Consider the following 19312-nt stretch of genomic DNA (forward strand, 5'->3'; position numbering starts at 1 on the left):
GCGCTGGGCGGCGCACTCTATGTACAGACCCAGGGTGGTGCCGATATCTCGATGGGCATCGGCACCATCGTGGTCGGGCTGGCGGCGGTCATTATCGGCGAAACGCTGATTCCGTCACGCAAGCTGTGGGTCATCACGCTGGCGACAGTACTGGGTGCCCTGCTCTATCGCATACTGATCGCGCTGGCACTCAACGCCGATTTTATCGGCCTGGCCGCGCAGGATCTGAACCTGATCACCGCACTTCTGGTTGGCTTTGCCTTGGTGCTGCCGCTGATCAAGACCAAGTTCAAAACACTGACCGGAGGACTGGCCAAATGATGCGCGCCGACAATCTGCAAAAAACCTTCAACCCGGGTACGCCAGTCGAAAACCATGTACTGCGCGGCATGTCGCTGACCATAGAAACCGGCCAGTTCGTCACGGTGATAGGCAGCAATGGGGCTGGCAAGTCGACGCTGCTTAATGCCATTTCCGGCGATATACAGCCTGACTCCGGCCGGCTGTTTATCGACCAGCAGGATGTGACACGCATGGGTGCATGGCAGCGTGCCAAGCTGGTAGCACGGGTATTCCAGGACCCTATGGCCGGTACCTGTGAAGGGCTGAGCATAGAAGAAAATCTGGCGCTGGCCTGGCAGCGCGGAGAGAAACGCGGTCTGGGACTGGCCGTCAAAAAAGCACAGCGCGAATTATTCCGCGACAAACTCGCGACGCTAAAGCTGGGACTGGAGAACCGCTTATCAGACCGCATGGGACTGCTTTCCGGCGGACAGCGCCAGGCCATCAGCCTGTTAATGGCCTCGCTGCGTCCCTCGCGCATCCTGCTGCTGGATGAACACACGGCGGCACTGGACCCGAAAACCGCAGCTTTCGTACTGGAGCTGACCGACCAGATCGTGCGCGACAATAAACTCACCGCGCTGATGGTGACCCATTCCATGCGTCAGGCGCTGGACCATGGCGACCGTACGGTCATGCTGCATCAAGGCCAGGTAGTGCTGGATGTGAGCGGTGAAACACGCCGGCAGATGCAGGTGGCCGATTTGCTGTCCATGTTCGAAAAGACCCGCGGTGAAGTCATTGATGATGATGCCTTGCTGCTAGGCTAGCGCAATACCCGGTAGGGCGTACATCTGCCACGGCAACCTTTATTGCATATCTAGGCTATGATTCACAATATGCATGAATGATTACCTCATACTGAAGGTTGCCCGATGAAGATGTTGCCCTGCCTGTTTGCTCTGCTCTGCCTGCTTGCGCCTGCGGCACAGGCAGAGGGGGTGATGCTTAACCTGAATGCCAGCGCCGAGCGTGAACTTGCCAATGACGAGTTTCAGGCCACGTTCTATGTCGAGGACAAGGCCAGCGACCCCGCCGTTCTGGCCGAACGCCTGAATCGCCAGCTTGCCCGTGCCGCCGCTACCGCTAAAGGCTTTCCCTCCGTCACCAGCCGCAACAGCGGCTACAATAGCTGGCCCTTATACGATAAGAACGGCAAGCTTCAGGCATGGAGCGCGCGCGCATCGCTCAGCATTCAAAGCCGCAATATGCAACAAGCCGGTGAACTGACCGTGCAATTGCAGCGCTTTATGCTGCTCTCCAGTGTGGATTTCCGGGTTTCTGAGCAGCTCAGACGCGAAACAGAACAACAGCTGATTCCTCAAGCCATTCATAGCTTGCGCGCACAGGCGCAAATCGCCGCCCGTGCGTTGGACAAAACGCAGATCGCGGTACGCGAGCTGACGCTGGGGCAAAATACACCGCCTCCCTCGTTCCGTCCTGTCATGCTCAAGTCCTCCGCCATGGAAGCCGCAGCGCCCGCCAATCCCGACTGGCAAGCCGGTGTTAGCCTGCTACGACTGGAAGTATCCGGCAAGGTAGAGCTACTTTAGATACACAACACTTTCGTCTTGCTGTTCATTGGGTTACAGTTCGACATTGAATCATTGGCTTTGCTGCCAACCTAACACCGACAGACTATGAAACTGCTTGCTTCACCCACCAGTCCCTTTGCACGAAAAGTGCGCATCGTACTGGCCGAAAAAAAAATAGAATGTCCGATCCAGATCGAGCAACCCTGGCAGGCCGACAGCCACATTAGCGACTACAACCCGCTGGGCAAGGTACCGGCCCTTGAGCTGGATGATGGCAGTGTGCTGTTCGACTCGCGTGTCATTGTCGAATATCTGGATAGTATCTCGCCCGTTTCCCGCCTTTACCCGCAGGAAAGACGGGTGCTGATCGATACCCGGCGCTGGGAAGCCCTAGCTGACGGCCTCTGTGATGCGGCCGTTTCCATCGTGATCGAGCGCCGCCGCCCTGCCGACAAGCAAATGGAAGAATGGGTCCAGCACCAGCATGCAAAAATCACCCGTGCACTGGCGACCATGAGCCGGGACCTGGGCGAACGCTTGTGGTGCAACGGCGAGGCTTACAGCATTGCCGACATTGCCGTAGGCTGCAGCCTAGGCTATCTGGCGCTGCGCTTTCCCGAGCTTGACTGGCAGGCCGATTACGCCAATCTGGCCGCACTGCAGGACAAACTATCCCTGCGACCATCATTTATCGATACCCGCCCCGCCTGCGCATAACCCTTGTCTACCGGCTATCGGCCGGAAGACCCGGAGCAGACCGACCCGGCCGCCCATGCGTCCGGGTCGCATTCTATGCGGTTACGCCCGCCATCTTTCGCCCGGTACAATGCGCGGTCAGCACGCTCGATCAGCCAGTCCAGATCCGGCTCGGCCACACGGGATTCAGCCACTCCCAGACTGACCGTCACCCGCAAGCTAGCGGACAAATCGGGATAGGGCTGTGCCGCAATCGACTGACGTATGCGCTCGGCGACTTCCAGCGCCTCGTCCAGCGGCGTATGCCTGAGCAAGACCACCAGCTCCTCCCCGCCATAACGGGCCGCCAGATCACTGGGACGCAACAGCACTGGCAGCAGCCGTCCCAATATGCGCAGGACTTGATCGCCGGCCAGATGGCCATAGTGATCATTGACCTGCTTGAAGTGGTCGATATCGATCAGCAGCAAAGAGCAAGGCATGCCATGCCGCTCGGCATTGGCCAGCTCGCGTCTGGCCATCTCCATAAAATGGCGGCGGTTATACAAACCGGTCAGCTCATCGGTCAGCGCCAGTTCGGCCAATTTCCGATTCAGCAGGCGCAACTGGCTGGCCGTACGTTTAAGCGTACCCGTCCAATGCTGCAATATCTGGTAAAAGAAATAGGCGATGAAAACCACCAGCACCGACAGCACGATGTGGATGATCTGCAGCACCTGCAAGGCTGACAGAGCCACCGTAGGCCAACCGATACGGTCATAGTGGACAAATGCCTGCTCGACATAAACACCATGCAATCTGACCGCCAGAAAAACATAAAGCAATAAGGCGAGCAGCAGCAAAGCCGTCGTCCATAGGGAGTACGTCAGGCGCACCCTGCGCCGAGTCAGCCATGGCAGTCTGTCAAGCGCACGTTCGATACGTCGCCCGTACAGCCAGAGTAATGGTAGCAACAACGCGAAATTAGCCAGCATGCCCAGCCAGCGACCAAGCCACAGACTCAGCAACTGCGCATAGCCGGACTGGCTGGCATAGACACCGACCAGCACATCCAGCGAGGCAAACGTTGCACTCACCGTCACCATCATCAAAAAAAACAGCAGATTATCGCCAGAGGAAAGGTCGGGCCGCATGGGCACGGCACGGTAGCCCAGATACAAGATAAGCAAAGCCAGCAAATGTGTCGCTCCGGATAGCAAGATAAACGGCAGCGAAAAATGCATGACCCATGCGGCAAACAGCGCACTGAGCAAGGCCAGCGCACCTCCCAGCGCGATACCGAACCAGAGCGTCCACAAGATAGCCAGCAACATGCCAGGAGCCAGTACCAGCGGCAACACCTCGGCATGCCAAGGCAAAGACAGGCTCAGCCAGGACGCTGCGGCAGGCCAACCCACTGACAGCAAGCACAGGCTCAGCGACAAAAACCAGGCCAGCGCCAGACGCCGGACTATCCCCCGCTGCGCAACAGGACGCAGCAGGCGAAAACGCAGCATGCGCGCGCCAGAGTCCACTTCCGTCTGTGCATCAAGCAAGGAAGAAGCGGGCAGATGGCAAGCAGCCTCATCCGCGGCAGGGGAGAAAATATCGGCAGCATCCGGCATGCCATCAGCCTAGTTGATCGATGCCGCAATAGCCAATCCGTCCAGCATCAACGGATGCAAAAATCAGCCGCGCGGATGATGTTCCCGGTGCAGCTGGCGCAAACGCTCGCGGGCGACATAGGTATAGATCTGGGTCGTCGAAATATCGGCGTGGCCAAGCAATAACTGCACTACACGCAGGTCTGCACCATGGTTGACCAGATGCGTGGCAAAAGCATGGCGCAGGGTATGCGGGCTGACATGGCTCAAACCCAGCTGCGTCGCGTAGCGTTTAATCAGAAACCAGGCCATCTGCCGCGTCATGCGGCTACGCCTGACCGTCACGAACACATCATCGCAAGCCGCCCCCGCCAGCAAAACCGGACGGGCTTCGGTGAGATAACGCAATAACCACGCCTGCGCCACCTCGCCCATGGGCACCAGCCTTTGCTTGTCGCCCTTGCCTATGGTGGACACCACGCCGGATGCCAGATCCAGCTCGCCCAGCTGCAGGGAAACCAGCTCGGACACGCGCAGCCCGGTCGCATACATCAACTCGAACATGGATCTGTCCCGCAAGCCCAGCAAACTGGCGGCATCGGGTGCCTCAAGCAAGGCCTCCACATCGGCTTCAGATAAAGGACGCGGCAAGGCACGTACCGGCTGCGGTCCTTTCAGACGCTTGAGCGGATCATTGCTACGCACACCGGTTTTCAGCAAATAGCAAAAAAAACGCCGTGCAGCCGAAATAAGCCGTGCACGGGTCGCGGTACTCTCTTGCGCTTGTGGCAGCAGAGCCTGCGTCAGCATGGCCTCATCGACACTGACCAGATCAGTATCCAGGGCCTCAAGACGCTGCGCCAGCTTGCACAGATCGCGCCGGTAAGCATCCAGCGTATTACGCGACAAGCCATCGGTCAGCAAGCACAGATCCAGAAAAGCATCGATCAGCTCAAGACTAGCGTTCATGGGCAAGCAGCCAGCGCTTGATCGCCAGCATCTCGTTACCGGTCGACAAGTTGAAACCGCCCAGTCCGTTTTTTGCCAGCACCCGGTGGCAAGGAATAATGATGGGTAAAGGATTGCGTCCGCATGCCCCGCCAACTGCGCGCGCAACAGACCCTATGTTGGCAGCGAGTTGCTGGTAACTAAGCGTCTGTCCCGGCGCAATGGAGGCAATGGCCTGCCATACCCGCCTCTGGAATGGGGTTCCCTCCAGCTGGTAGGGCAAATCAAAGCCAAAGGAGGCATCAAGCAGCCAGGCCTGCAACTGCCGGGAAACTTCGGCGGCCAGCGTGCCAGGGCCAGCAGCCTGCAGAGCAGTGCTAGCAGGCAGAAAATCTACCCTCTGCAAGTGCTGTGCCGAGCAACGGATGCCCAGCATGGCAAAAGGCGCGGGAATAATAGCGGAATAAGAGGTCATCTTCGGAACGAAAAAAAGCGCAAGGAATGCCTTGCGCTTCATCATGACGGCAAAGCCGTCGTTTGGCCAGCGGACATCCTGTCCGCGGTCAATTAGCGTGCCTTGCGTGCTGGCAGCTTTTCCTTGATACGTGCGGACTTGCCGGTCAGGCCACGCAGGTAGTACAGCTTGGCGCGACGAACGTCACCACGACGCTTGACTTCGATGGTAGCCAGCAGCGGGGAGTAAGTCTGGAAAGTACGCTCAACACCTTCACCGGCGGACATTTTGCGCACGATGAAAGAGCTGTTCAGGCCACGGTTACGCTTGGAGATTACGACACCTTCGTAAGCCTGCAGACGCTCGCGGTTACCTTCCTTGACTTTAACCTGGATGACAACGGTGTCACCTGGTGCGAATTCAGGAATGGTCTTGCCCAGACGGGCAATTTCTTCTTGCTCGAGTTGTTGAATCAGATCCATGTTAATGCTCCGCTTTCTGGGAATCTTGTTCCTGCTGGTACTCTGCCAGCAGCCGAGATTCCTGTTTTGATAATGTACGGCCCTGCAACAAGTCGGGGCGGCGTAACCAGGTACGGCCCAACGACTGTTTAAGTCGCCATTTTGCAATCAGGGCATGATTACCGGACATCAATACTTCCGGCACCCTCATCCCCCGGTACTCTTCCGGTCGTGTGTAATGCGGACAGTCCAGCAGTCCGTCGGCAAACGAGTCTTCACTCGCCGACTGCGCGTCGCCCAGCACGCCAGGCAACAACCGCAACACCGTATCCATCAACACCATCGCCGGTAACTCGCCACCCGACAGCACATAGTCGCCGATGGAAATTTCCTCGTCGACTTCGCTCTCGATCAAACGCTCGTCGACGCCTTCATAGCGCCCGCACAAGAGAATGAGACCCGGACGTTGCGACAACTCGACCGCCTTGCGGTGATCCAGTGCCCGTCCTTGTGGCGACAAATAAACAACATGACTCGTTTCGGCGCCCTGTGCCTGCTGCCTTGCCCGTGCCGCGTCAAGCGCAGCGACTAAAGGCTCGATCAGCATCAGCATGCCGGGACCACCGCCATAAGGCCGGTCGTCTATCGTACGATAGTTATTGCTAGTGAAGTCCCGCGGATTCCACGCGGAAAAATCACAGATGCCCAGCTCCACCGCGCGCCGGCTGACGCCAAAACGGGTGACTGCATCGAACATCTCGGGAAACAGCGAGATTGCGTCTATCTGCATCAGAAATCGACGCCCCAGTCGACCGAAATACGGCCGGCTGCAAGGTCAACATTCAACACAACCTGGTCGACGAAGGGAAGCAAACGCTCTTTCCCGTCATCAGCCAGCACCAGCACATCATTGGCACCGGTTTCCAGCAGGTTTTTCACCTTGCCCAGCAGCACGCCTTCCTGATTGACGACCTCCAGACCGATCAGATCGGACCAGTAGTATTCGCCCTCTTCAGTTTCAGGCAATTCTGCACGCGGCACGGCAATTTCGCATCCACGCAGAGCGTGGGCAGCATCACGCCCGTCAACACCGGCCAGTTTGGCTGCCAGTGCCTTGGGATGAACTGCACCCTCTTCGAAGGTATACGCTTTAAAGCTACCATTTTTGCCCAGCCACCAGACCGGGTAGTCAAACAGGCTATCGGCGTATTCGGTATCGGCGTGGACTTTCACCCAGCCGCGTACACCAAACGCACCACTGACATAACCCATGATGACCAGATCTTCGCTGCGCATAATGTCCTTACCCGCCAGTTGAATCACCAACGGTTAAGCAGCAGCCTTAGCCTGCTCCTTGAGCAGCTTGGCTACGGTGTCGGACACCTGAGCACCTACGCCAACCCAATGGTTCAGACGATCCATGGTGAAGCGCACACGCTCTTCTTTTTCGTTTGCAACTGGGTTGTAGAAGCCAACGCGCTCGATAAAGCGGCCATCACGACGGCTGCGGGAATCGGTAACAACGATGTTGTAGAACGGACGGTTCTTGGAACCACCGCGAGACAGACGAATTACTACCATTGTCGATAGTCCTTGAATGAAATCGGAACGTAGAAAAGCGTGCAATTCTAGGGCAATTTTTCTTTATCTGGCAAGTGTTTATTCCTGCATCACCCCCTTGCCGGCCCTCACAACACCTTGCTGACCAGCGTCAGCGCCCTGTCTTCCGGATGCACCGTGACTTCAAAGCCCAGCTTTTGCATCAGTTTCAGCATCCCTTTATTTGCCGCCAGCACCTCGCCATGCATGATTTTCAGGCCCTGCATACGCGCGGCATCAAATAGCGCATCCATCAGCACATAGCCTATGCCCCTGCCTTGCCACGAGTCGCCAACCTCCAGCGCAAACTCGCACGACTCCATATCCGGGTCGGTAATAAAACGAGCCACCGCCAGCATTTCTTCGGTGCCGTCCAGTTCGCGCACCATGGCGAGTGCCATTTCGCGGTCGTAATCAAGCTGGGTGAAGCGCACCAGTACCTGTTGTGATAGCTGCTTGATACTGGACAGGTAACGGTTGTAGCGGCTTTCCTCCGACAGGTTGCGCACAAAGGCTTGCTGCATATCCGCATCTTCCGGGCGTACCGGCCGGATAAGGACTTCGGTTTCATCCTTCAGACAGACCTGCTTCACCATATGGGCAGGGTAAGGCATGATCGCCATATGCTGATATCGCTTGCGCCCGGCAGGCACTGTGTGCAGGATAATGCTGGCATCCAACACCATCACTCCATGTTCGTCTACCAACAGCGGGTTGATCTCCAGCTCGCGCACCTCGGGCAGCTCGCAAACCATTTCCGATACCCGCAGCAAGACAGTATGCAAAGCATCGTGATCGACCTCGGGCAGATTACGGAAGGGGCCGAGTACTTTACTGATCCGGGTTCGGGCAATCATGCGCCGCACCAGATACGCATTCAAAGGCGGTAAAGCCAGCGCGCGATCCTGTAACACTTCGACGGCGATACCGCCGGCACCAAAGGCGATGACCGGACCAAACACCGAATCATGCGCAACACCGACCATGACCTCGCGCGCATAACGGTATTTTTTCATGGCCTGCACCGACACCCCGGAAATACGGGCATCCGGCTTGACTACTTGTGCCCGCTGCCAGATGGAGACAAAGGCCTGGCGCAACGTCGCCTCGTTGCTGATATTAAGCTCGACACCACTGACATCCGATTTATACATAATGTCGGGCGAGTCGATCTTGAGCACGACCGGATAGCCAATGGCCGCAGCCAGGGCGACTGCCTCATCTTCCGTCGTCGCCAGCAATGTCGGATTAACAGGAATACCAAAGCTCGCCAGCACTGCCTTCGACTCGCGCTCTGACAAGACTGCCCGCCCCTGCGCCAATACATCGGCAATCACGGCGCGTGCCGCGGCTACATCCGGCTCATGCAGCGCCCCCTCCAGCGGTCCAGGCGTTTGCAATAGCAATTGCTGGTTGTCGTGATAGGCCGCCAGATTGCGGAATACCTCGACGGCAAATTCGGGCGCACGAAAATGCGCGCATTTGGCCTTGGAAAACAGCTCCCGGCTCTCGGAGACTTTGGCATCCCCCAGCCAGGACAGGAATATCGGCTTGGAGGACTCGCGCTGCAAGCCGACCATCAGTTGCGCCGTCGTCAAATGATCGGTTCCGGCCTGCGGCGTAAAAATGACCAATACACCATCCACACCCGGATCATCCAGGCACGCTTTAACCCCGCTGCGAAAACGCATGGGCGAAGCATCACCAATAATATCGACCGGATTTGCCCGCGACCAGTTACGGGGCAGCACATCATCCAGCTGGCTCAATGTTTGCGCCGACAACTGTGCCAGCTCGACCCCATAAGTCCAGGCACTGTCGGCCGCCAATATCCCCGGGCCGATACCATTAGTCACAATCGCCAGGCGCCTGCCGGCAATACGGTACTTGGCCGCCAGCATCTTGGCCGCGGTAAACAGCTGGGCAATGGTTTGCACCTGCAGCACACCGGCGCGCGACAAGGCAACATCGAAAACATCATTACCATCAATCAGGTGGCTGGATGCCAGCACTCCCGCCTCCTGGCTTTCATAGCGCCCGGACTTGATCACCACCACCGGTTTGGTACGCGCGGCGGCACGCAGGGCGCTCATAAAGCGCCGGGCATCATGAATATGATGCACATGCAGCAAGATACCCTGGGTAAACGTGTCCGCTACCAGATAATCCAGTATCTCGCCGAACTCCACGTCCAGTGCCGTTCCGACCGATATCACACTGGAAAAACCTATCCCTTTGCTGTCTGCCCAGTCCAGCATCGCGGTACACAGAGCGGAAGACTGTGACACCAAGGCCAGATTGCCGGTTTTCACTTTGCTGGTGTAATTGGTGGCATTAAACCCAGCCACGGGGCGCATCAGCCCCAGCACATTCGGCCCCAGCACACGGATGCCATAATGGCTGGCAATAGACATGGCCTCGGCCATGATTTCACGCTCAATCTGCTCGCTGTCGGAAAACTCCTTGGCCAGCAGCATCGCCTTTACGCCTTTCTTACCGCAATCCTTCATAATCGCCGGCAAGCTGCGCAAAGGGGTCGTTACCACCGCCAGTTCCACATCCGGCTCGATCTGACGTACAGACGCTACGGCGGCGATGCCACCTACGGTCTTGTGGTTCAGATTGACCGGGTAGAGTTTCCCCTGAAAATTCCCGGCCAGCAGATTGGCAAAAACGGCCTGCCCAACAGAGCCTGGAGTATCGCTGGCACCGATGACCGCCACACTGCGCGGAGAAAACAATGAAGTAAGATAGTGGGGCTTCATGGGACTCTTCTAAAAAACCCAGCAAAATGATGGCCTCGTACCGCCTAAAGTGCGACACGCGGGATATAAATGCATGCGTGAAGTGGCATAACAAAAACTGCCTTAGTGCAATCACATAGCTTGGCCGACACCGGTTTATGATTATTGACTATACCGGTAAGCATGAACCGATAACATTCATAGCAACAAGTGGTACTTGCCACAGCTAGCCTAGCGCCCGCAAACTTGTTACGCTCTTCCACTTTCACCTTGGATATTGCACCGCAACAAAGCCCGCGTCGAGTGTTGTGCGGTAGTCACCGGAGTATATAAAGCCATCATGACGAAACGAGTCGTCACACTAGCCCACTACTACACCCAACCGGAAATCCAGCAGATGGCCGATAAGGTGGGAGACAGTCTGGAGCTGTCGCTGTTTGCACGAGAAGCCGAGGCTGACATCATTGTTTTTGCCGGCGTGCGCTTTATGGCGGAAACAGCCAAAATCCTCAACCCGGCCACAACCGTTATTTTGCCGGATGCAGGCTCGACCTGCTCCCTGGTCACCCAGACCGATGTTGTTGCGCTCAAACGCTGGCGTGAGAGCCACCCCGACCATGTCCATGTGTCGTATATCAACTCGAGCGCGCAACACAAAGCATTGTCGGACTGGATCGTCACCAGCCGTAACGTTGACGATATCATCGCGCATCTTTATGCCGAAGGGAAAAAGGTCATTTTCTCGCCGGATCGCAATATGGGTGCCTACCTGAATTACCAATACGGCTACGACATGCCGCTTTGGTCGGCGGTCTGCGAAGTACACGACAAATTCAATGAAGCGGCGCTAACCGAGGCATTCAATGCCGCCCCTGGCAAAAAATTCCTGATCGCCCATCCGGAAAGCCCGCTACCGGTACTGCAAAAAGCCGATTATGTCGGCTCGACATCCGGCATGCTCAATTGGGTCAAAGCCTATGCCGATGATCCGAAAGCCGTGATTTTTGTCGCCACCGAAGATGGGATTCTGTACAACATGGGCCTAGCGCGTCCCGACCTCGACTTGCGTCAGGCGCCTATCTACGCCGGTTGCCAGTGCAACTCCTGCCCCTATATGAAAATGAACACCATCGAGGCTGTGCGCCGGGCACAACAAGGCGAAGGACTGGAAATAGATTACCTGAGCGAGGCGGAAATGGCGGCAGCCCGCCTGCCGATAGAACGCATGCTCGAGTTCAGCCAGCGTTATTACGCCTAAGCTCTTTTGCCTTTATACCTATGCCTGTTTTACAACAGGTCGCTTGCTTACCGTCACCCAGCTGTTGTGACGGTAAGCAGCAAGGATACAATCAGGCGGTCACTCGGAGAGTTTGCATGAAATTCCTCATCAGCAACGACGACGGTTATTTTGCCCCCGGCATTGCCGCTCTGGCTTCTACGCTGGCACGCCACGGCAAAGTTGTCGTTGTCGCCCCCGAGCGTGACCGTAGTGGTGCCAGCAATTCACTGACACTGGACCGGCCACTCAGCGTACGCAAAGCAGACAACGGTTTTTTTTACGTCAACGGCACCCCAACCGATTGCGTCCATCTGGCTGTGACCGGCCTGCTCGACTTTCGCCCAGATATCATCTTCTCCGGCATCAATCATGGTGCAAATATGGGAGATGACACGATTTATTCCGGCACTGTCGCGGCAGCAACCGAAGGCTATCTACTCGGCAGTCCTTCGGTTGCGGTTTCGCTATGCGGCCGCTCGGGCAATAATTTTGCAACGGCAGCACATGTCGTCGACGAGTTGGTTGAACGCATATGTAACCGTCCCTTCTCCCGCCCGACCCTGCTCAATGTCAACATACCCGACATTCCACTTGATGCCCTGCAAGGCAGTTTGGTCACCCGCCTAGGGCGCCGCCATCATGCCGAACCCGTAGTTCAGAGCCTGAGCCCGCGCGGCGACAAGGTTTACTGGGTTGGCACGGTCGGGTCTGCTCAGGACGCTGGAGAAGGAACGGACTTCTACGCAGTGGCCAATCACCATGCCTCAATCACACCGCTGATGATAGATCTGACCGCCTACGACCAACTGGACGGGATCAAGTCATGGCTACAGCCGTAAGTCAGCCCCCCGCTGCCTGGGGCATGCTGTCCGAACGCACCCGGCTGCGCATGAGCGAGCGCTTGCGCCAGCGTGGCATTTGCGATGAGCGCGTTTTGATGGCCATGAGCCAGGTGCCACGCCACCTGTTTGTCGATGAAGCACTCGCAAGCCGAGCCTATGATGACGTTTCCCTGCCTATCGGGCACGGACAGACTATATCGCAGCCCTTTACCGTAGCCCGCATGACTGAGCTGCTCATCACCGGACGCGCCCCCGGACGCATCCTTGAGATCGGTACCGGTTGCGGCTACCAAAGTGCCGTACTGCTGCAAACCGGCGCAGAGGTGTATTCAATCGAACGCCTAGGTGTCCTGCTGGAAAAAGCCAGACGCAATCTGCGTGCGGCGCGGCTAATACATGCACGTCTTTTACATGGCGATGGTCATGCAGGCCTGCCGGAAACTGCGCCATTCGATGGAATCATCATGACTTGTGCAGCCAGCTCCATTCCTGCATTGCTGCTGGAACAGCTGGCGGAAAACGGACGAATGATCATGCCACTGGGTGAGCAAGAGCAGCATTTGCTATTGCTTGAAAAGACGGAAAGCGGCATCCGACAGACCCGACTGGATCCGGTAAAATTTGTCCCCCTGCTGCCCGGACGGATTTAACGCAGACGCACTGGCACAAAAACGACAGTCTGCCGTCTAGATTATTTACACGGAAAGCCATACGGCATATAAAGAATCATGCAGAACAAGATGCACAATAGAATAAACAGAAACTTAACAATATTAGGCACCTGCTCTTCGCTACTACTAAGCGCATGTGCACAAACGACACATAACCCTGCTCCTATTATTTCCGCTCAGGAGACAAGAAGTACGCAAACGACCAGCGCCAGTGTGGTCAATATGGAAAGCGCAGAAACGACACCATTGGCTATGCCCGCCAATAGAGTCAAGCCGGTAAATGTCAACCGAGGGGGAGAAACGAGCCACACGGTACAAGCAGGTGAAAACCTGTACCGGATTTCTCTTAACAATGGTTTGCGCCATCAGGATGTCGCCCTGTGGAATGGTCTGAATGGCTTTGATATCAAGGTTGGACAAATTTTACGGCTGACGCCACCAGGCACGGTAACGGCCGATGCGGGCGTCAGACAAGTGAGTAGCGGCAATACAAGCACGGTGGCGACACCGACAGACAATGCCACGCTCAAGCGCTACCCCAAAGCCTTGAAATTGCCTTATAGCGAGAATGCACTCAAGGAACTGGCGCAGAAAAGCGAAGGACAAACGACCGCAACAGCAGGCACAACCATCAGCAGTCCGGTAATCAAGACGCCGGTCATCACGCCGCCACCAGCAGCGGCCAAGGTCGTGCCGCCGATTGCCAAGCCTGCCGTCGCGGCAACGGAAGCAGCGGCCAGTACAAACAGTAACAAGCCGGCACTGGACAACAGCATAGGCTGGATCTGGCCGACCGAAGGCAAAGTCGTTCGCCGTTTTTCTGAGCAGAACAAAGGCTTGGATATTGGCGGAAAACTGGGACAAAACGTGATCGCAGCCGGCGATGGCAAGGTGGTCTATAGCGGCAGCGGACTCAAGGGCTACGGCAAGCTGATTATCATCAAGCATGACAAGGTTTTCCTGTCGGCCTATGCACACAATGACGAATTGCTGGTCAAGGAAGGGCAAAGCATCAAAAAGGGGCAAAAAATAGCCACCATGGGCAATACGGATACGGATCAGGTCAAGCTGCATTTCGAAATCCGAGAATACGGTAAACCGGTAAATCCTGAAAAATATCTGGCCAATTAAGCCTGAAGCAGCGGTTCTTTCCTGCTTTGGTCGACAAAAAAGCCGTAGAAAGCGGGAGGGAACATGAAAGACACGTTAGATACCATCGAAGACAGTGGTGATGAAAACGAACTACTGGATGCCGAGGAAAAGCAGGCCGATGCTGAAGAATCGACCAGCGAGGCCGCAGAGCATGAAGACGTTGCCGATGTTACCCAGATTTACCTCAATGACATCGGCAGCAATGCACTACTGACTCCGCCGCAGGAGCTGGCTCTTGCACGGCGTGTCGTACAGGGCGACTTCGAAGCACGACAAAAGATGATCGAGCACAATCTGCGTCTGGTGGTGAATATTGCCAAACACTACATTAACCGTGGGCTCACCCTGCTCGACCTGATCGAGGAGGGAAATATCGGGTTGATGCATGCTTTGGAAAAATTCGACCCCGAGCGTGGCTTTCGTTTTTCGACCTATGCCACCTGGTGGATACGCCAGAGCATAGAGCGCGCAATCATGAATCAGTCACGCACCATCCGGCTACCGGTTCATGTCATCAAGGAACTGAATGTCTATCTGCGCGCTTCACGCCATCTGGAAAGCAAAAGGGGACGCGAGCCTACGGTAGAAGATATTGCCCAGCATGTAGGCAAACCGGTAGAGGACGTGCGGCGCATCATGAGCCTGAACGAGCGCATGGCCTCGCTCGATGCGCCGCTGGACATTGATCCTATGCTTTCCATTGGCGAGTCGATTCCGGATGAGCAGCATGAAGAGCCGGATATTCAGTTGCACAATCTGCAAGTAGAGAAATATGTCCACCACTGGCTGGCACAACTATCAGACAAACAGCGCATGGTCATCGAGCGCCGCTACGGTCTGGATGGACATGAAATCTGCACACTGGAAGAGCTGGCCAGTTCCCTCAACCTGACGCGGGAACGCGTACGCCAGATACAAATAGAAGGGCTGGAACACTTGCGTCGCATTCTGCGGCGCCAAGGCGTAGCCAAAGATCTTCTTATCTAAGCCATGAGGCTGGCACACAGGCAAAAACAAGCCCCTCCGCTTGCTTTTGCCTTCTTTTTTATCTCGTCAGCTACTCACCGCCTATGCCTGTACATACCAGAGTTGCACGGCAAAACATTTGCATTTAAGCCCTGTTTCGCGCACACTTTATTTAAAAGTCATAAGCACAATTCGAATCGGAAGCAAGAAGGGTAATCTCGTGTTCTCTTGGCTAAAAAACCGCTGGCACCGTACCGGACTGACCGCCTATATCACCCACTCCGATTGCCTGGGACACAATATGGGGGTCGGTCACCCGGAATGCCCCGAGCGTCTGATCGCTATCCGTGACCAACTGATGGCATCCCAGATTTTCGACACCCTGCAAGAGATCGACGCACCGCTAGTTACACCGCAGCAACTGGCCCGTGTCCACCCGCCCCGCTATGTCGACTATATCGAAGCCTGTACGCCGCAGGTTGGCACTTTCCGCATAGACCCGGACACGGCCATGTCACCAGGCACCCTGCCCGCTGCACAGCGCGCAGCAGGCGCGGTAGTTAAGGCCGTGGAGCTGGTCTGCGAAGACAAAGTGCCCAATGCATTTTGCGCTATTCGCCCCCCTGGGCATCATGCCGAGAGCGCCAAATCCATGGGGTTTTGCTTCTTCAACAATATCGCGGTCGGCGTAGCGCACGCGATGTCGGTCTACAAATATGAGCGCGTTGCGATTGTCGATTTCGACGTGCATCACGGTAATGGCACCGAGGAGATCTTCAAGGATGACCCCCGAGTCCTGATGGCCTCGATGTTCCAGCACCCCTTCTTCCCCTATTGCGGCGACACGCCAGCAGGCAGCAACCCCCATATGCACAATGTGCCAATGAAAGCCGGTTCGGGTAGCCGCGAGTTTCGCGAAGCCGTCGAAACCGTATGGCTGCCAGCACTGCATGACTTCCAGCCGCAAATGCTGTTTATCTCAGCCGGCTTTGACGCGCATCGCGAAGATGATATGGGCTCGATGGGACTGACCGAGTCGGACTACGAGTGGGTCACCCGCCATTTGCTGCAGATCGCCGACCTGTACTGTCAGGGCCGGGTCGTGTCGGTGCTGGAAGGGGGTTATGACCTGTCATCGCTGGCACGCAGCGTGACAGCCCACTTGCGTGCGCTGTCTGATACCTGATTAAAGGTGCGGGAAACCCCAAAGCGGTTCAGGCTTTCGGGTTTCCTGTTATCACAATGCCAGATGACTTAAAGGCAATGCCGTGGTCTGCTTGAAATCCTTAAGCACAAAACTAGACTTCACATCCTCGACTCCGGGGTGCTGCAGCAACTGATCCATCACAAAGCGGGAAAAGTGCGGCAAGTCCTGGAAGTAAACCTGCAACAGATAATCCATATCGCCCGTCATCGCATAGCAATTCACCACCTCCTGCCATCCCTGTACCGCCTCGATAAAAGACTTGAGATTGCCCGCCCGTTTCTCCAGCTTGACCCGTACAAAGGCATGCAGTCCAAGCCCCAGGCAAGCCGGGTCCAGCAAGGCCACATACTGACGGATCACGCCTGACTCCTCCAGCTGCTTAAGCCGGCGCAAACAAGGCGAAGGCGACAAAGCAACCTTTTCCGCCAGTTCGACATTCGACAAGCGCCCATTCAATTGCAGCGCAGCCAGCATTTTCAAATCCGTTTTATCCAGAACCAGATTCGGCATGGTTTCTCCTTTTTCGATAATTTATTTGTAATTTTTATCTTTATTTCAATCTGATGCAGCCATAGAACGCACACAAATTGCTGTGTGCTTACTCTAGAATGAAATGCCAAAATCAGTCCAGATATTAGCGTCAGATTGCCCGTTTGAGTGTTGTAAGAGAGGAACTACGATGCAAAGCACCGACTTTCCGGTCTCAACAAGCAAAACCAGCTTACCGCATGTAAAAACTGATATTCATCACACACCGGTACCGGCATACAGCGCATGCGAGCGCGAAACATGGCGATGCCTGCTCTCGCGTCAACAAACACAATGGCCGGATCGCGCCTGTGACGAGTATCTGAACGCACTGGAAGCCACCGGCCTATCCCCGGCAAGCATTCCGCAGCTTGCCGACATCAGCGACCGCATCCAGCGCCAGACAGGCTGGACCATTGAGCGGGTCGACGGCATCGTGCCCGACCAGATTTTCTTCGCCATGCTGGCCGCGCGCGTCTTCCCGTCGACCGACTTTATCCGTAAGCCGGAAGATATCGACTACACCCCGGCACCCGATATGTTCCACGACCTGGTCGGCCATGCCCCTCTACTCACTCACCCGCGCTTCAGTAACTTTTTCCAGCGCTTCGGCGAAGCCGGCAGCGCCGCCTTTGCCCAGGACCACCCCGCCCGCGTGTGGCTGGCGCGGATTTACTGGTATAGCGTCGAGTTCGGCCTGATACGCAGCCGGCAAGGGCTGCGTATCTACGGCGCCGGCATTCTGTCCTCGCATCAGGAAGTGAGCTACAGCCTGTCGGATGCCACGACCAAACACCGCTTCGACCTTGATCACATGGCGCAAACGCCTTACGACGTCTGGCACATGCAAGACACTTTGTTCGTCATCGATAGCTTTGACCAGCTGGAAAATGAGTTTGCCCGCTGGACCGCCCACCACGGTCTGGCTTGATAACAAAAGAGGAGATCAAGATGGAGACAGACAACATCAACCCGCTAGGCTGTGACGGCTTTGAATTTGTCGAATACACCGCCCCCGATGCAGCCGGGATCGAGCAACTGAAGCAACTCTTTGCCACCTTAGGCTTCAGCGAAGTGGCACGCCACCGCCACAAGGCCGTCAGTCTCTATCGCCAAGGGGATATCAACTTTATCCTCAATGCCGAGCAGCAACACCCTGCCCGGCTGTTTGGCGAGCAACACGGCCCCTCAGCCTGCGCCATGGCATGGCGGGTCAAGGACGCAGCTGCCGCCTACGCCTACGCACTGGCACAGGGTGCCAAGCCCTACACCCGCCCCATCGGCTATATGGAGCTGAATATTCCGGCAATTGAAGGCATAGGCGGCTCTGCCCTCTATTTCGTCGACCGCTACGGCCCCAAGCACGATATCTACGACGTCGACTTCATTCCGCTTGCCGGCATAGAGCAGCACCCGCAAGGCGCCGGCCTCAAGACCATCGACCATCTCACCCATAATGTCCGGCGCGGCCAGATGAAACACTGGGCCGATTTTTACCGCAACATCGGCAACTTCCGCGAAATCCGTTACTTCGATATCGAGGGCAAGCTGACCGGCCTCAAATCCATGGCCATGACCAGCCCCTGCGGCAAGATCCGCATTCCCATCAATGAATCTTCCGATGACAAAAGCCAGATTGAGGAATTTCTGGTGGCATATCACGGCGAAGGCATTCAGCACATCGCCCTGTCCAGCGAGGATATTTACGCCAGCGTGGAACAACTCGCCGCCGGCCTGCGCTTTCTGGGTACGCCAGACACCTATTACGCACGCGTGAACCAGCGCTTGCCCGAGCACGGTGAGGACTTGTCGCGTCTGCAACGCAATCACATTCTGATTGACGGTGCACCAGGCGAAGGTGGGGGCATCCTGCTGCAGATTTTCACCGAAACCGTCATTGGCCCGATCTTTTTCGAGATCATCCAGCGCAAGGGTGACGAAGGCTTTGGCGAGGGCAATTTCAAGGCCTTGTTTGAATCCATAGAGGAAGATCAACTACGCCGCGGCGTGCTGCAAGCATGATGAAAGTCGCTGCCAATTTGTCAAAATCGGCTTTTATGGAAATTCACCCTTGACTCAAGCGCTTTCGTCTGGTTAAATGCACGCCTCTGAACGCGATGCAGCACAGCGTGAAGGCCTGTTAGCTCAGTTGGTAGAGCAGCGGATTGAAAATCCGCGTGTCCTTGGTTCGATTCCGAGACAGGCCACCAGCACTTTATTGCACCACGGCAGAGGCCTGTTAGCTCAGTTGGTAGAGCAGCGGATTGAAAATCCGCGTGTCCTTGGTTCGATTCCGAGACAGGCC

General features: G+C 56.2%; 20 protein-coding genes, 2 tRNA genes and 1 pseudogene. 14 read left to right on the plus strand and 9 right to left on the minus strand.

Features of this window, described 5'->3' with window-relative positions:
* From EGI20_RS02120 to EGI20_RS02135, 4 genes and pseudogenes are all read left to right on the plus strand, one after another.
* Positions 1–321 (plus strand): annotated as a pseudogene (locus EGI20_RS02120) (ABC transporter permease); the annotation flags it as partial.
* Entirely contained in the window at positions 318–1112 is a 795-nt protein-coding gene (locus tag EGI20_RS02125) for an ABC transporter ATP-binding protein (RefSeq protein ID WP_124734756.1), read from the plus strand. The pseudogene EGI20_RS02120 and the gene EGI20_RS02125, both read left to right, overlap by 4 nt.
* 105 nt (positions 1113–1217) lie before the next feature.
* The gene (locus tag EGI20_RS02130) at positions 1218–1895 is read left to right on the plus strand and encodes an SIMPL domain-containing protein (RefSeq protein ID WP_498629264.1); all 678 of its coding nucleotides are present in this window, start codon (positions 1218–1220) and stop codon (positions 1893–1895) included.
* 87 nt (positions 1896–1982) lie between these two features.
* On the plus strand, positions 1983–2594 hold the full coding sequence (locus EGI20_RS02135; RefSeq protein WP_124734754.1) for a glutathione S-transferase N-terminal domain-containing protein: 612 nt from the start codon (positions 1983–1985) through the stop codon (positions 2592–2594).
* 14 nt (positions 2595–2608) lie between these two features.
* Here the strand turns inward: EGI20_RS02135 and EGI20_RS02140 are convergent, their stop codons facing one another.
* The 8 genes from EGI20_RS02140 to EGI20_RS02175 all read right to left on the minus strand — a co-directional run bounded on the left by EGI20_RS02140 (position 2609) and on the right by EGI20_RS02175 (position 10383).
* Complete coding sequence (locus EGI20_RS02140; RefSeq protein ID WP_498629267.1) at positions 2609–4177, minus strand: GGDEF domain-containing protein; 1569 nt, start codon at positions 4175–4177, stop codon at positions 2609–2611.
* Between the two features lie 63 nt (positions 4178–4240).
* On the minus strand, positions 4241–5125 hold the full coding sequence (gene xerD / locus EGI20_RS02145; protein ID WP_498629269.1) for a site-specific tyrosine recombinase XerD: 885 nt from the start codon (positions 5123–5125) through the stop codon (positions 4241–4243).
* Positions 5115–5624, minus strand: coding sequence for a methylated-DNA--[protein]-cysteine S-methyltransferase (locus EGI20_RS02150; RefSeq protein WP_498629271.1), 510 nt, complete (start codon positions 5622–5624; stop codon positions 5115–5117). Before EGI20_RS02150 ends, xerD begins: the two co-directional genes overlap by 11 nt.
* 47 nt (positions 5625–5671) lie before the next feature.
* Positions 5672–6040 (minus strand): 50S ribosomal protein L19, encoded by a 369-nt coding sequence (rplS, locus tag EGI20_RS02155; protein WP_124734750.1) that lies wholly within the window; start codon positions 6038–6040, stop codon positions 5672–5674.
* Between the two features lies 1 nt (position 6041).
* Complete coding sequence (gene trmD / locus EGI20_RS02160) at positions 6042–6809, minus strand: tRNA (guanosine(37)-N1)-methyltransferase TrmD (RefSeq protein ID WP_160794151.1); 768 nt, start codon at positions 6807–6809, stop codon at positions 6042–6044.
* Positions 6809–7315 (minus strand): ribosome maturation factor RimM, encoded by a 507-nt coding sequence (rimM, locus tag EGI20_RS02165; RefSeq protein ID WP_498629273.1) that lies wholly within the window; start codon positions 7313–7315, stop codon positions 6809–6811. Before rimM ends, trmD begins: the two co-directional genes overlap by 1 nt.
* A gap of 33 nt (positions 7316–7348) precedes the next feature.
* Positions 7349–7600 (minus strand): 30S ribosomal protein S16, encoded by a 252-nt coding sequence (gene rpsP / locus EGI20_RS02170; protein ID WP_124734747.1) that lies wholly within the window; start codon positions 7598–7600, stop codon positions 7349–7351.
* Between the two features lie 107 nt (positions 7601–7707).
* A complete protein-coding gene (locus tag EGI20_RS02175; RefSeq protein ID WP_498629275.1) occupies positions 7708–10383 on the minus strand; it encodes a bifunctional acetate--CoA ligase family protein/GNAT family N-acetyltransferase in 2676 nt (891 codons plus the stop codon).
* 319 nt (positions 10384–10702) lie between these two features.
* Here EGI20_RS02175 and nadA point away from each other — a divergent pair, with 319 nt between their 5' ends.
* From nadA to EGI20_RS02205, 6 genes are all read left to right on the plus strand, one after another.
* On the plus strand, positions 10703–11620 hold the full coding sequence (gene nadA / locus EGI20_RS02180) for a quinolinate synthase NadA (RefSeq protein WP_498629277.1): 918 nt from the start codon (positions 10703–10705) through the stop codon (positions 11618–11620).
* 116 nt (positions 11621–11736) lie between these two features.
* Positions 11737–12480, plus strand: coding sequence for a 5'/3'-nucleotidase SurE (surE, locus tag EGI20_RS02185; RefSeq protein WP_498629279.1), 744 nt, complete (start codon positions 11737–11739; stop codon positions 12478–12480).
* Positions 12465–13133: a protein-L-isoaspartate(D-aspartate) O-methyltransferase gene (locus EGI20_RS02190; RefSeq protein WP_498629281.1), complete on the plus strand. Its 669-nt coding sequence runs from the start codon at positions 12465–12467 to the stop codon at positions 13131–13133. Before surE ends, EGI20_RS02190 begins: the two co-directional genes overlap by 16 nt.
* Before the next feature lie 78 nt (positions 13134–13211).
* Entirely contained in the window at positions 13212–14285 is a 1074-nt protein-coding gene (locus EGI20_RS02195) for a peptidoglycan DD-metalloendopeptidase family protein (protein WP_498629283.1), read from the plus strand.
* 63 nt (positions 14286–14348) lie between these two features.
* Positions 14349–15293, plus strand: a complete 945-nt coding sequence (gene rpoS, locus EGI20_RS02200; protein WP_498629285.1) for an RNA polymerase sigma factor RpoS — start codon at positions 14349–14351, stop codon at positions 15291–15293.
* Positions 15294–15492: 199 nt separating this feature from the next.
* Positions 15493–16458 carry a histone deacetylase family protein gene (locus EGI20_RS02205; RefSeq protein ID WP_124734742.1) on the plus strand — a complete coding sequence of 322 codons (966 nt, stop codon included), beginning with the start codon at positions 15493–15495 and terminating at the stop codon, positions 16456–16458.
* A gap of 51 nt (positions 16459–16509) precedes the next feature.
* Here EGI20_RS02205 and EGI20_RS02210 read toward each other — a convergent pair whose 3' ends face one another.
* Positions 16510–16989: an Lrp/AsnC family transcriptional regulator gene (locus tag EGI20_RS02210; RefSeq protein WP_124734741.1), complete on the minus strand. Its 480-nt coding sequence runs from the start codon at positions 16987–16989 to the stop codon at positions 16510–16512.
* A gap of 169 nt (positions 16990–17158) precedes the next feature.
* Between EGI20_RS02210 and EGI20_RS02215 the strand changes: the two genes are divergently transcribed.
* The 4 genes from EGI20_RS02215 (at position 17159) to EGI20_RS02230 (ending at position 19312) form a co-directional block, all read left to right on the plus strand.
* Positions 17159–17938 (plus strand): phenylalanine 4-monooxygenase, encoded by a 780-nt coding sequence (locus EGI20_RS02215; RefSeq protein WP_498629287.1) that lies wholly within the window; start codon positions 17159–17161, stop codon positions 17936–17938.
* A gap of 14 nt (positions 17939–17952) precedes the next feature.
* The gene (gene hppD, locus EGI20_RS02220; protein WP_498629337.1) at positions 17953–19029 is read left to right on the plus strand and encodes a 4-hydroxyphenylpyruvate dioxygenase; all 1077 of its coding nucleotides are present in this window, start codon (positions 17953–17955) and stop codon (positions 19027–19029) included.
* A 112-nt stretch (positions 19030–19141) separates the two neighbouring features.
* Positions 19142–19217 (plus strand) — tRNA-Phe (locus tag EGI20_RS02225).
* Positions 19218–19240: 23 nt separating this feature from the next.
* Positions 19241–19312: transfer RNA gene (locus tag EGI20_RS02230), tRNA-Phe, on the plus strand.

It is taken from the genome of Aquitalea sp. S1-19, from assembly GCF_024343515.1.